The 12,828-nt window shown below is 71.1% G+C and carries 10 protein-coding genes; 2 read left to right on the plus strand and 8 right to left on the minus strand.

The window, feature by feature from the left end; genetic code table 11:
- Window positions 1-34: 34 nt before the first annotated feature.
- Window positions 35-604: a dienelactone hydrolase family protein gene (locus tag ACFWBD_RS32190; protein ID WP_385674583.1), complete on the minus strand. Its 570-nt coding sequence runs from the start codon at window positions 602-604 to the stop codon at window positions 35-37.
- A gap of 98 nt (window positions 605-702) precedes the next feature.
- Between ACFWBD_RS32190 and ACFWBD_RS32195 the strand changes: the two genes are divergently transcribed.
- Window positions 703-1,815, plus strand: coding sequence for a mechanosensitive ion channel family protein (locus tag ACFWBD_RS32195; protein ID WP_385674586.1), 1,113 nt, complete (start codon window positions 703-705; stop codon window positions 1,813-1,815).
- Between the two features lie 3 nt (window positions 1,816-1,818).
- On the opposite strand, the gene ACFWBD_RS32200 is transcribed toward ACFWBD_RS32195, so the two are convergent.
- From ACFWBD_RS32200 to ACFWBD_RS32225, 6 genes are all read right to left on the minus strand, one after another.
- Window positions 1,819-2,559, minus strand: coding sequence for an SDR family NAD(P)-dependent oxidoreductase (locus tag ACFWBD_RS32200; RefSeq protein ID WP_385674589.1), 741 nt, complete (start codon window positions 2,557-2,559; stop codon window positions 1,819-1,821).
- Window positions 2,560-2,651: 92 nt separating this feature from the next.
- Complete coding sequence (locus tag ACFWBD_RS32205) at window positions 2,652-4,238, minus strand: Na+/H+ antiporter (RefSeq protein WP_385674592.1); 1,587 nt, start codon at window positions 4,236-4,238, stop codon at window positions 2,652-2,654.
- A 66-nt stretch (window positions 4,239-4,304) separates the two neighbouring features.
- A complete protein-coding gene (locus tag ACFWBD_RS32210) occupies window positions 4,305-4,778 on the minus strand; it encodes a GNAT family N-acetyltransferase (RefSeq protein ID WP_385674595.1) in 474 nt (157 codons plus the stop codon).
- The gene (locus ACFWBD_RS32215) at window positions 4,775-5,719 is read right to left on the minus strand and encodes an RluA family pseudouridine synthase (RefSeq protein WP_385674598.1); all 945 of its coding nucleotides are present in this window, start codon (window positions 5,717-5,719) and stop codon (window positions 4,775-4,777) included. Before ACFWBD_RS32215 ends, ACFWBD_RS32210 begins: the two co-directional genes overlap by 4 nt.
- Window positions 5,720-5,794: 75 nt before the next feature.
- Entirely contained in the window at window positions 5,795-6,391 is a 597-nt protein-coding gene (lspA, locus tag ACFWBD_RS32220; protein WP_385674601.1) for a signal peptidase II, read from the minus strand.
- Window positions 6,392-6,458: 67 nt separating this feature from the next.
- Window positions 6,459-7,523: a TraR/DksA C4-type zinc finger protein gene (locus ACFWBD_RS32225; RefSeq protein WP_385674604.1), complete on the minus strand. Its 1,065-nt coding sequence runs from the start codon at window positions 7,521-7,523 to the stop codon at window positions 6,459-6,461.
- A 591-nt stretch (window positions 7,524-8,114) separates the two neighbouring features.
- On the opposite strand from ACFWBD_RS32225, the gene ileS reads away from it, so the two are divergent.
- Window positions 8,115-11,282 carry an isoleucine--tRNA ligase gene (ileS, locus tag ACFWBD_RS32230; protein ID WP_385674607.1) on the plus strand — a complete coding sequence of 1,056 codons (3,168 nt, stop codon included), beginning with the start codon at window positions 8,115-8,117 and terminating at the stop codon, window positions 11,280-11,282.
- 218 nt (window positions 11,283-11,500) lie between these two features.
- On the opposite strand, the gene ACFWBD_RS32235 is transcribed toward ileS, so the two are convergent.
- Window positions 11,501-12,790 carry a DivIVA domain-containing protein gene (locus ACFWBD_RS32235; RefSeq protein WP_385674610.1) on the minus strand — a complete coding sequence of 430 codons (1,290 nt, stop codon included), beginning with the start codon at window positions 12,788-12,790 and terminating at the stop codon, window positions 11,501-11,503.
- Window positions 12,791-12,828: the final 38 nt, after the last annotated feature.

Genomic DNA, 12,828 nt, shown 5'->3' on the forward strand with positions numbered 1-12,828 from the left:
CCATGCCCGGGTCCGGGTCCGGGTCCGGGTCCTCCTAGAGCGTCTCGAGGAAGCCGAGTGCCACCCGCCAGGTGGCCTCGGCGGCCTCCTCGTCGTAGTCGGGCAGGCCGGGGTCGGTGTACAGGTGCCCGGCTCCCGCGTACCGGTAGACCTCCACGTCGGCGCCCGCTCTGCCCATCTGGAGATACCAGGCGCTCAGCCAGTCGTCGGTCTCGAACTGATCCGGCTCCGCGACATGCAGCTGCACCGGGAGGTCGTCCACCGAGACGTTCGGCGCGAGGTCCGAGGTGCCGTGCAGGAGGAGCAGCCCACGCGCCCTGGCGTCGCCGAGGGCGAGGGTCTGGGCGATCGACGCGCCGAGCGAGAACCCGGCGTACACCAGCCCGCGCTCCGAGTAGGGCGCGGCGGCCATGACGGCTCTCTTCAGCAGCTCGTCCTTGCCGATCTCCTCGTTGTACGCCATGCCCTCCTCGACCGTGTCGAACGTGCGTCCCTCGAAGAGGTCCGGCGTCCACACCTCGTGCCCGGCGGCGCGCAGCCGGTCCGCCGCGGCGCGCACCGCGGGCCGCGGACCGTAGGTCGAGTGAAAGAGCATGATGTTCATGTGCCCATGGTGCCAGCCTGCGCCGACAACGCCGGACGTGCGCCTCCTCACAGAAACCGCATGTTCAGGACCCCTCCGACCCGGTTACGTTCGAAGGCATGGAGAACCTGCTCCGCCCCGTGATCGTGGTCGGCGGTTCGGTCGTGCTGACAGTCCTCATCGGCTGGGCCACCGACCGCCTGCTCTGCAAGGCCGACCAACGGCACCCCGAGACCCCGATGTGGGGTCTGCTGCGCCGTGGCCGCATCCCCTATCAGCTCGTGCTGTGCGCGGCGATGCTGAGAGGGTCGTACGACGCCGCCCAGATGCTGGAGGACCATCGGACCGGCATCGGCCAGTTCCTCACCCTGGTGCTGATCGGCTCGGCGGCCTGGCTGGTGATCAGGATCGCGGCGGCGATCGTCGAGACGTCGTACTCGCGCTACGCGCGCATGCACCGCGATCCGGCCCGGGTCCGGCGGGTGCGGACCCAGGTGTCGCTGATCATGCGGGTGGTGTCGGCCGTCGTCGGGGTCGTCGCGGCGGCCTCGATGCTGCTGACGTTCCCCGCCATGCGCGCGGCGGGCGCCTCCCTGCTGGCCTCGGCCGGGATCCTCGGCATCGTCGCCGGTGTGGCCGCCCAGTCGACGCTGAGCAACATGTTCGCCGGCCTCCAGATCGCCTTCGGCGACATGGTGCGCATCGGCGACACGGTCGTGGTGGACGGTGAGTGGGGCACGGTCGAGGAGATCACCCTGACCTTCCTGACCGTGCGGACCTGGGACGAGCGCCGGATCACGATGCCGGTGTCGTACTTCACCTCGAAGCCCTTCGAGAACTGGTCGCGCGGCACCCCGGAGATGACCGGCATCGTCTACTGGCACGTCGACCACGCGGCGCCGGTGGAGGCGATGCGCGAGAAGCTGCGCGACATCCTGCGGGAGTGCCCGGCCTGGGACGGCCGCGCCTGCGGGCTCGACGTCACCGACACCACGCCCAACACCATGCAGGTGCGGGCCCTGGTCACGGCGAAGGACGCCGACGACATCTGGACGGTGCGGGTCAGGGTCCGCGAGGAGATGATCCGCTGGCTGTCGAAGGAGCACCCGTACGCGCTCCCGAGGGTCAACACGGCCGATGCCGCGCTGGCCCCGGGCCGTCTGCCGGGCCCGTCCTCCTCCCCCGACGGTGCCACCCGTCGCGTCCACGAACCGCCGCGGACGGGCCGCTGACCGTCAGTTCCCGCGCTCCGCACCGCCGTTGACCTGGACGACCTGCGAAGTGACGTGACCGGCGCCCGGGGAGGCCAGCCAGTGCAGGGTGGCGGCGATGTCCCCGGGCGTCCCGGCGCGCCCGGTGAAGGTCTCGCCGACGAGCCGCTCACGCCGCGCGGGCTCGATGGCGTCCCCGAAGAACCCGGTGTCCTCGACGTAGCCGGGGGCGACGAGGTTCGCGGTGATGCCCCGGGGCCCCAGCTCCCGGGCGAGATCACGGGCGTACGGGTGCAGCGCGGCCTTGGCGCCGCCGTAGGCCCCGCTGCCGGACCCCCGGTAGGCGGCGATCGAGCTGACGAACAGCACCCGGCCGCCCGGTGAGGCGAGCCGCTCCTTCAGGGCCTCGGTGAGCAGCGCGGCGCTGAGGGTGTTGCTGCGGAAGTTGACGGTCCAGTCGTGTGCGACACGGTCCAGCGGATCGGCGCTGTCGCCCGGCGGCTCCAGATGCCCGGCGCCCCCGGCACTGTGGATCAGCACGTCCACGGTCCCGAACTCCGCCTCCACGAACCGGGCGACCCCGCGTACCTGCTCCGGCTCACTCAGGTCCGCGGCGTAGGTGAGCGCCCCGGCCACCCCGGCCTTCTCCAGCACCTCGGCCCGCCGCCCCAGCAGCAGCACCTGGTCCCCGTCCGCGGCGAAGACCTGCGCCGCCGCGAGCCCGATTCCTGTCCCGCCTCCACTGATCACCACGTTGCGTGCCATGGTCCGAGCGTAACGAGGAGTGCCGACAGGGATCGTGGCGGTTTACGCGACTGCCACGAACCGGGCAGCCGCAAACGGCGGGCCCGGTCGCCTCACTTGAGGCTGCGCACGTCCAGATGCCGCAGCACCCGGTCCACGATCTCCGGATCGGAGCCCGGTTCGCTGCGCGCCGCGACCACCTCGTGCCGGGCCGCGCTCAGCATCTCCGCCTGGATCCGCCGTACCCGCTTCAGCCTCCGCACCCGCTGATCGTGCCCCTCCCGCCGTTCGTCCTCCCCGACGTCCGGGCTGATCCGCAACCCGATGTCGAAGGCCCGCCGCAGCATCTGCTCGGACAGCTCCTCCGGCAGGTTCTCCTCGGCCTCGATCTCCCGCAGCCGCCGCTTCGCCGCCTTCGCCGCCCGTACCGCGAGCTCCTTCTCGAACTCCTTCTCGCGGTCGGTGTCCGACTGCACGCCGAGGCGCTTCACCAGCCACGGCAGGGTCAGTCCCTGAAGGACCAGGGTCGCCATGATCACGCCGAACGCGATGAAGATGATCTCGTCACGGTCGGGGAAGGGTCCACCGTCGTCGGTCTCCAGCGGAACGGCCAGCGCCAGCGCGACCGAAGCCACCCCGCGCATCCCGGACCACCACATGACGAGGGTCTCCCGCCAGTTCGTCGGAATGTCCTCGAGGTGGTCCTGTCTGGCGTGCAGCCGTTGCGTCAGCCAGGTCGCCGGCAGCAGCCACAGCAGCCGTACGACGACGACCACGGCCACGATCACCGCCGCCCAGCCCAGCATCTCCCCCCACCGCCCGGACGCCGTCCGGATCGCGTTGTGCAGTTCCAGGCCGATCAGCCCGAACGCGACGCCCGTGACGAGGGTGTCGATGATGTCCCAGAAGGTGTGGCCGGCCAGCCGGGTCAGCACGTCGTCGGGGTCGGTGGCGTACTCGGCGAGGAACAGGGCGGTGGTCAGGACGGCCAGCACCCCGGACCCGTGGAACTCCTCCGCCAGCACGTACGAGGCGTACGGCACCAGGAGCGTCAGCCCGATCTGCAACGTCGTGTCCCCGAGGACGTCCAGCAGCCTGTTCGCGCCCCAGCCGAGCCCGACGCCCACCGCCACCGCCACCACCGCGGACAGCACCAGGTCGAGACCGGCCTGCCACGGCGAGAACGACCCGCTCACGGCCGCGGCGATCGCGACGTGGTAGAGCACGATGGCCGTCACGTCGTTGAACAGCCCCTCGCCCTCCAGGATGGAAACCAGCCTGCGGGGCAGCCCGAGCTGTCCGGCCACGGCGGTGGCGGCCACCGGGTCGGGCGGCGCGACCAGCGCGCCCAGCGCGACGGCCGCGGCGATCGGCAGCCCCGGCACGATCGTGTGGGCCACGGCCGCCACGCACACCGTCGTGACGAACACCAGCGCCACGGCCAGCAGGAAGATGGGCCGCACGTTCGCCGCGAACTGCCGCCACGAGGTCCGCCGTACCGCCGCGTACAGGAGGGGCGGCAGCAGGAGGGGCAGGATCAGGTCCGGCGGGATCTCCACGTTGGGCACGAAGTCGAGCACCGCGAGGACGATCCCGAGCAGGGTCATCAGCACCGGAGCCGGCAACCCGAACCGGTCCCCGACCGGAACGCTCACCACGGCCCCGAGCAACAGGACGAACAACAGGGCCAGCTGGTCCACGGTCAGCGCTCCGGGTCTAGACGATCAGGAACATCCAGAGCTCCAGCGTCGCACGGCCACCGTCCGCTACAGAGAACGCCGCATGGACCGGTGCGGAATCCCCGCCTCCATGTCCTCCGGCCCGTACGCCACATACCCCAGCCGCTCGTAGAACCCCAGCGCCTGCGTCTGTGCGTGCAGATCCACGGCCGCGAGCCCCAGCACGCGTGCCGCCTCCTCGATGGCCCGCACCAGCGCGACCCCGACGCCCAGCCCGCGCGCCTCGCGTGTCACGGCGAGCCGCCCCAGCGAGCCCACCGACGGGTCGCCGCCGGCCCTGGCAGCGGCCGCCTCGCCGTACAGCAGCCGCCCGGTGCCGAGCGGCAGACCGTCGTCCTCCCGGACCGCCAGCACATGGACGGCGCCGGCGTCGTGCGCGTCGTACTCCAGGTCCTCGGGTACGCCCTGCTCGCCGACGAAGACCTCCTTGCGGACCGCGAAGCACGCCTCCCGGTCCGCGGGGTCCTCGGCGACCCGCACCGCGTACCCCTGGGTGCTCATCCGTAGGTCTCCTCGCGGACCTGTTCCAGGGCCTTGGCCAGGTCCTCGGGGTAGTCACTGGCGAACTCCGCCCACTGCCCGTCCCCTGGGTGCTCGAAGCCCAGCCGCACGGCGTGCAGCCACTGCCGGGCCAGGCCCAGCCGCTTGGCGAGCGTCGGGTCGGCGCCGTACGTCAGGTCGCCGACGCAGGGGTGGCGGTGGGCGGCCATGTGGACGCGGATCTGGTGGGTACGGCCCGTCTCCAGCTTCACGTCCAGCAGGGAGGCCGCGCGGAAGGCCTCGATCAGGTCGTAGTGCGTGACGGACGGCTTGCCCTCGGCCGTGACCGCCCACTTGTAGTCGTGGTTCGGGTGCCGGCCGATGGGCGCGTCGATCGTGCCGCTGGTCGGGTCGGGGTGGCCCTGGACGAGCGTGTGGTAGCGCTTGTCGACCGTGCGCTCCTTGAACTGGCGCTTCAGCGACGTGTACGCCCGCTCCGACTTGGCGACCACCATCAGCCCCGAGGTGCCGACGTCGAGGCGGTGCACGATGCCCTGGCGCTCGGCGGCACCGGAGGTGGAGATGCGGTACCCGGCGGCGGCGAGCCCGCCGATGACGGTCGTCCCGCTCCAGCCGGGCGACGGGTGCGCGGCCACGCCGACCGGCTTGACGATCACGACCACGTCGTCGTCGTCGTGCACGATCTCCATGCCCTCGACCGGCTCGGCGACGATCTGCACCGGCGCCGGCGCCGGCGGCATCTCGACCTCCAGCCAGGCGCCGCCGATCACCCGCTCGGATTTGCCGACCACCGAGCCGTCGACCGTGACCTTCCCCGCCGCGGCCAACTCGGCGGCCTTCGTACGGGAGAAGCCGAACATGCGGGAGATGGCGGCGTCTACGCGCTCGCCCTCCAGGCCGTCCGGCACGGGCAGGGTACGGGTCTCGGGAATCGTGCTCACCCGTCGAGTATGCAGGACGGCTCCGGTACCGCCGTACGGCCCTGTGGACAACCGCTGTGGACAACCGCCGGGCGGTCAGTCCTTGTGGACGGTCCCGTCGGGGTCCAGACCCTTGAAGGACAGCAGCACGATCAGGATGCCGCCGCAGACGATCGCCGAGTCGGCGAGGTTGAAGACCGCGAAGTGCTTCGGGGCGATGAAGTCCACGACCGCGCCCTCGAGGACACCCGGCGCACGGAAGATCCGGTCGGTGAGGTTGCCCAGCGCGCCGCCCAGCAGCAGCCCCAGGGCGATCGCCCAGGGCAGGCTGTAGAGCTTGCGGGCGAGCCGGGCGATCACCACGATCACGGCCGTCGCGATCACCGTGAAGATGATGGTGAAGGCCTCGCCGAAGCCGAAGGCCGCGCCCGCGTTGCGGATGGCCTCGAACTTCAGCCAGTCCCCGATGATCTCGATCGGCGCGTGATGCTCCAGCTTGGCGACCACGATCATCTTGCTCACCAGGTCGATCACGTACGCGAACGTGGCGACGGTGAAGAGCACGGCGATCCGGCGCTTGCCCCTGGACCTCGCCCCGGTGCTCTCCTGCCCGTCCGGGCCGGACGACTGCTCCGGCTCGGATCCCGCCTCTGGGGTGTCCGGCGTACCGATGACGCGCTCCGCCTCTGCCACGTGAGTCCCTCAACCTAGGTACCTGACTGTGGACGAGGGTACGGCACACCCCCCGGCAGCCAGGTGATCAGTACCGGCGCTCCTGCTTCTGCTTGCACTCGACGCACAGCGTGGCCCTCGGGAAGGCCTGCATCCGGGCCTTGCCGATGGCCTGGCCGCAGTTCTCGCACAGGCCGTAGGTGCCCGCGTCCAGCCGTTCCAGGGCGTGCTCGGTCTGGACCAGCATCTCGCGCGCGTTGGCGGCCAGCGCCAGCTCGTGCTCGCGCGTGATGTTCTTCGTCCCGGTGTCCGCCTGGTCGTCCCCTGCGCCGTCCCCCGAGTCCCGCATCAGCCCCGTGAGGGCCGCCTCGGACGCGGCGAGCTCCGCTCGCAGCCGCCCCTGCTCGGACTCGAGCTCCGCGCGGGCCTCCTCGACCTCCCCAGGCGTCCACGGCTCCTCGCCGGGGCGCACCGCGAGCTCGCCGGGCTCCACCGCCGCCAGACGTGCCTTGGGAACAGCGGTCTTCGCCGCCGTGGCCGTACCCGGAGTCTTCTTCGCAACCACAGTCGTGGCTCCCGTCTGCTCCGCGGCCGAGGCCGCGCCCACCTTCTTGGCCGTGCTCTTCCTGCCCGCACTCGTCCCGCTCACGCCTTCGGCGCCGGCGATCTTCTCGACCGCCGCCTTCCCGGCGGTGACCTTCCTGGCAGCCGTCTTCGTGGCAACCGCCTTCTTCGCGGTCGTCGTCTCCGCCGCAACCGCCTTCTTCGCGGTCGTCGTCTCCACCGCGACCGCCTTCTTGGCCGCGGCCTTCTTGTCGACCGTCTTCTTGGCGACCGTCTTCTTGGCGACCGCCTTCCTGGCCGCCTTCTTCACCGCGCTCTTCTTCGCGGCGGGCGCCTTCCTGGCCGGCCCGCCCCTCTCGGCCGGCTCCGGGGACGCAGCCTGCGCCGCTTCCTCCTCCTCAGGTCTTCGGGCCACCGCCTTCGTGGCCGCCGCCTTCTTCGGCACCCCGGCCGCGACGGACCGCGCCGTCTTCACGGCCCTGGGGCCGTCGGCCGCGCCGCCGGAGGCACCGGAGGACCCGGAAGACCCGGAGGCACTCGTGGAGCTGCCGGACGCCGACTGCTGTACGGCGGTCTTCTTCGCCACCATGGCCGCGGCCCCTTCACACATTGTGATCTTGCACGCGAATCGTGCTGGGACGATAAATCGACTTGGAGCCCGCGGCAACGGGGCGCACCGCCCGATTCGCCCGCCTCGCGCACGCTGCGCGGCAGGCCTGCATCCGTTGTGCCCAGCTCCCCGCCGGGTAATCCGCCGAGTCGGGCATCCCGGAATCCGAGCGACCATACCCTCACACAAAGCCACCATTCGGGTCATCACGGACCGGGCGGTTCGCCAGGCCCCCACGCCCCCGAAAACCCGTCGGCCGCTGTCGCCGGGGAGCCGTACACTGGGCGAAGCGAAAAGCGTGGATGGGGACGAGTAGCGGCGTACGCAGCCCAGAGCGACCCGGGGACGGTGGAAGCCCGGGGGCGAGCGCGACGTGAAGATCACCCCGGAGCCGCCGGAGGAAAGCCGCAGCCGACAGGCAAGGCCAGTAGAACCGGCATCGCGACCCCAATGAGGGGGCTCACCGGCGCGCAGAGCGCACCGGAGGGCCAAGGAGGGTGGTACCGCGGGAGCGCGCCGCACACGGCGTAGACAGGCAAGTCGGCTCTCGTCCCTCCGACGGAAGGCAGTATGTCCGCCGGAGGAAGCTCGTTGAACACGCAGCCGCAGTACCGCCAGGTGCCCGCCCAGGTCGACCTGCCCGCCCTCGAGCACGCGGTGCTCGACTTCTGGCGCGAGCAGAAGATCTTCGCCAAGAGCCTGGAGCAGTCCGAGGGCCGCCCCGAGTGGGTGTTCTACGAGGGCCCGCCCACCGCCAACGGCATGCCGGGCGCCCACCACATCGAGGCGCGCGTCTTCAAGGACGTCTTCCCCCGCTTCCGCACCATGCGCGGCTACCACGTGGCCCGCAAGGCCGGCTGGGACTGCCACGGCCTCCCGGTCGAGCTGGCGGTCGAGAAGGAGCTCGGCTTCTCCGGCAAGCAGGACATCGAGACGTATGGCATCGCCGCCTTCAACGACAGGTGCCGCGAGTCCGTGCTCCGCCACACCGACGCGTTCTCCGAGCTGACGACCCGCATGGGCTACTGGGTCGACCTCGACGACGCCTACGTCACGATGGACCCCGAGTACATCGAGTCGGTCTGGTGGTCGCTGAAGGAGATCTTCAACAAGGGTCTGCTGGTCCAGGACCACCGCGTCGCCCCCTGGTGTCCCCGGTGCGGCACGGGTCTGTCCGACCACGAGCTGGCCCAGGGCTACGAGACGGTCGTCGACCCGTCCGTGTACGTCCGTTTCCCGCTCACCTCCGGTCCGCTCGCCGGCGAAGCCGCCCTCCTGGTCTGGACGACGACGCCCTGGACGCTGGTCTCCAACACGGCCGTGGCCGCGCACCCCGAGGTCCCCTACGTCGTGGCGACCAACGGCGAGGAGAAGCTCGTCGTCGCCGAGCCGCTGGTCACCAAGGCGCTCGGCGAGGGCTGGGAGACCACCGGCGAGACCTTCACCGGCGCCGAAATGGAGCGCTGGACCTATCAACGTCCGTTCGAGCTGGTGGAGTTCCCGGAGCCCGCCCACTATGTGGTGAACGCCGAGTACGTCACCACCGAGGACGGCACCGGTCTGGTCCACCAGTCCCCCGCCTTCGGTGAGGACGACCTCAAGGTCTGCCGCTCCTACGGCCTGCCCGTCGTCAACCCGGTCCGTCCGGACGGCACCTTCGAGGAGTCCGTCCCGATGGTCGGCGGCGTCTTCTTCAAGAAGGCGGACGAAAAGCTCACCGAGGACCTCCAGCAGCGCGGCCTCCTCTTCAAGCACATCCCGTACGAGCACAGCTACCCGCACTGCTGGCGCTGCCACACCGCGCTCCTCTACTACGCGCAGCCGTCCTGGTACATCCGCACCACGGCCGTCAAGGACCGTCTCCTCCAGGAGAACGAGAAGACCAACTGGTACCCGGAGACGGTCAAGAACGGCCGCTTCGGCGACTGGCTGAACAACAACATCGACTGGGCGCTCTCCCGCAGCCGCTACTGGGGCACCCCGCTCCCGATCTGGCGCTGCGAGGAAAACCACCTCACGGTCGTCGGCTCCCGCGCGGAGCTGACCCAGCTGACGGGCACCGACCAGTCGGGCCTGGACCCGCACCGCCCGTTCATCGACGCGGTCACCTTCGCCTGCCCCCAGGGCGACTGCGGACAGCCGGCCACGCGCGTGCCGGAGGTCATCGACGCCTGGTACGACTCGGGTTCGATGCCGTTCGCGCAGTGGGGATACCCGTACAAGAACAAGGAACTGTTCGAGTCCCGCTACCCGGCGCAGTTCATCAGCGAGGCCATCGACCAGACCCGCGGCTGGTTCTACACACTGATGGCGGTCGGCACGCTCGTCTTCGACAGGTCGTCGTACGAGAACGTGGTCTGTCTCGGCCACATCCTCGCCGAGGACGGCCGCAAGATGTCCAAGCACCTGGGCAACACCCTTGACCCGATCCCGCTGATGGACCGGCACGGCGCGGACGCGGTGCGCTGGTTCATGGCGGCCGGCGGTTCCCCGTGGGCGGCCCGCCGAGTCGGCCACGGCACGATTCAGGAGGTCGTCCGCAAGACGCTCCTCACGTACTGGAACACGGTCGCCTTCCAGGCCCTGTACGCGCGTACGTCGAACTGGGCCCCCTCCGCGGCGGACCCGGCCCCGGCCGACCGCCCGGTCCTGGACCGCTGGCTGCTCTCCGAACTCCACGCGCTCACCGACCAGGTGACGCAGGCTCTGGAGGCGTACGACACCCAGCGCGCCGGCAAGCTGCTCTCCGCGTTCGTCGACGACCTGTCCAACTGGTACGTCCGCCGCTCCCGTCGCCGCTTCTGGCAGGGCGACAAGGCCGCTCTGCGCACCCTGCACGAGGTAGTCGAGACGGTCACCAGGCTGATGGCCCCGCTGACGCCGTTCATCACCGAGCGCGTCTGGCAGGACCTCGTCGTGCCGGTCACCCCGGGCGCCCCGGACTCCGTCCACCTGTCCTCCTGGCCGGAGGCCGACCTCTCCGCGATCGACCCGGAGCTGTCGAAGCAGATGGTCCTGGTCCGCCGCCTGGTGGAGCTGGGCCGCGCGACGCGCGCGGAGTCGGGCGTGAAGACCCGCCAGCCCCTGAAGCGCGCCCTGATCGCCGCGAGCGGCTTCGACGCCCTCGACCGCGAGCTGCACGGGCAGATCACGGAGGAGCTCAACGTCGAGTCGCTGGCGTCCCTCTCCGAGGTCGGCGGCAGCCTGGTCGACACGACGGCCAAGGCCAACTTCCGTGCCCTGGGCAAGCGCTTCGGCAAGCGTGTCCAGGACGTGGCCAAGGCCGTCGCGAACGCCGACGCGGCCGCGCTCTCCCTCGCCCTGCGCGAGGGCACTGCCTCGGTGGAGGTCGACGGCGAGACGATCACCCTGGCCCCCGACGAGGTCATCATCACGGAGACCCCGCGCGAGGGCTGGTCGGTCGCCTCCGACTCCGGCGCGACGGTCGCCCTCGACCTGGAGATCACCGAGGAACTGCGCCGCGCGGGCCTGGCCCGGGACGCGATCCGGCTGATCCAGGAGGCGCGCAAGAACAGCGGCCTCGACGTCGCCGACCGCATCGCGCTCCGCTGGACCGCGACCGACCCGGCGACCGCCGACGCCCTGTCCGGCCACGCCGGCCTCATCGCCGACGAGGTCCTCGCCACGGACTTCGCCCAGGGTGAGGCGGAAGACACATACGGCACGCCGTTCACGGACGACGGCCTGACGCTCACGTTCCGCCTGCGCAAGGCGTAGGACCTGTCCGCGAGGGCCCGGTTCCCCTGAGGGGGCCGGGCCCTCCGCATGTCCGGCGAACGGATCCGGGGCGGGCTCACGGCGCAATCACGGCGGGCTCACGAACCAGGGCGCGCCCGTGATCGTCGTCAACACGCGTAAAAAGGGCGGGACCCCGGATGGTGATCCGGGGTCCCGCCCTTTGAACGCAGCCGACGCCTAAGGCGTACTACAGGCCGTCAGTTGTCATCCTCGTCGATGAGGAAGCCGCGCATCGGCGAGGGAGCCTGGCCCATCGGGGAGGGGCCCTGCGGCCGTACCGGCGCCATCGGCTGGGTCATCGCCGGGGACATCTGCTGCTGCCCGCCGTAGGACGGACCGCCCTGGCCGGGAGCACCCATGCCCGGGTTGCCGCCGTAGGACGGAGCGCCGGCCGGAGCCATGGAAGGCGCCGGGGACGGCGGCAGCGAAGCCGTGGCCGGTGTGCGCGGCGGAGCGAGGGAGTCGTCGGCCTGGGTCTCCAGCTGACGCAGCTGGGACTCGAGGTAGGACTTCAGACGCGTGCGGTACTCGCGCTCGAAGCCACGCAGGTCCTCGACCTTGCGCTCCAGCGTGGCGCGGGCGGACTCCAGGGAGCCCATCGCGACGCGGTGCTTCTCCTGCGCGTCCCGCTCCAGGGCGTCGGCCTTGGCACGGGCGTCCCGCTCGAGACCCTCGGCACGCGAACGCGCCTCACCCACGATCTTGTTGGCCTCGGAACGGGCCTCGGCGATCGCCTGGTCGGCGGTCTGCTGGGCCAGCGAGAGGACACGGGCGGCGCTGTCGCCACCGGGGCCCTGACCGGGGCCGCCCATAGGACCGCCCATGGGGCCGCCCATCGGGCCACCCATCTGCTGCTGCATGGGGTTCTGGCCACCCATGGGGCCTTGGCCCATCGGACCCTGACCCATGGGGCCCTGGCCCATCGGACCCTGACCCATCGGACCCTGGCCCATGGGGCCCTGGCCCATCGGACCCTGGCCCTGCGGACCACCCTGGCCACCGCCGGGACCGGCGGGCAGCTGCGGCGCACCGCTCGGCAGCTGGGGCGGGCCACCCATGGGGCCACCCATCTGCTGCTGCGGCGGGCCCGATATGCCGGCGGGCACCGGGGCGCCCGGGCCTCGCATGCCCTGCTGCGGCATCCCCTGCGGAGGCATCCCCTGCTGGGGCATGCCCTGCTGCTGCATACCGCCCTGCTGCATGCCGCCTTGCTGCATGCCACCCTGCTGGGGCATACCGCCCTGCTGGGGCATGCCGCCCTGCTGCTGGTCCTGTTCGGGCGGCTTGCGCATGTTCTGCTGGTTCTGGGCAGCAGCGCGCGTGGCCGCGGCCAGTTTGGCCCGCAGGTCCTCGTTCTCACGAAGCAGGCGGGTCAGTTCGGCTTCGACCTCATCGAGGAAGGCATCGACCTCGTCCTCGTCATAGCCTTCTCGGAGGCGGACGGTCGTGAACTGCTTGTTCCGCACGTCCTCGGGGGTCAACGGCATCTCTTCACCTCAACGTAGTCGTCGGCATCGGCAAGACG

The organism is Streptomyces sp. NPDC060002 (assembly GCF_042737245.1).
GTDB lineage: Bacteria > Actinomycetota > Actinomycetes > Streptomycetales > Streptomycetaceae > Streptomyces.

Excerpts from the sequence above, each read along its gene's own strand:
- ACFWBD_RS32190 (WP_385674583.1), bottom strand. The coding sequence starts at position 604 with ATGAACATCATGCTCTTTCACTCGACCTACGGTCCGCGGCCCGCGGTG.
- ACFWBD_RS32195 (WP_385674586.1), top strand. The coding sequence starts at position 703 with ATGGAGAACCTGCTCCGCCCCGTGATCGTGGTCGGCGGTTCGGTCGTG.
- ACFWBD_RS32200 (WP_385674589.1), bottom strand. The coding sequence starts at position 2,559 with ATGGCACGCAACGTGGTGATCAGTGGAGGCGGGACAGGAATCGGGCTC.
- ACFWBD_RS32210 (WP_385674595.1), bottom strand. The coding sequence starts at position 4,778 with ATGAGCACCCAGGGGTACGCGGTGCGGGTCGCCGAGGACCCCGCGGAC.
- ACFWBD_RS32225 (WP_385674604.1), bottom strand. The coding sequence starts at position 7,523 with ATGGTGGCGAAGAAGACCGCCGTACAGCAGTCGGCGTCCGGCAGCTCC.
- ileS (WP_385674607.1), top strand. The coding sequence starts at position 8,115 with ATGTCCGCCGGAGGAAGCTCGTTGAACACGCAGCCGCAGTACCGCCAG.
- ACFWBD_RS32235 (WP_385674610.1), bottom strand. The coding sequence starts at position 12,790 with ATGCCGTTGACCCCCGAGGACGTGCGGAACAAGCAGTTCACGACCGTC.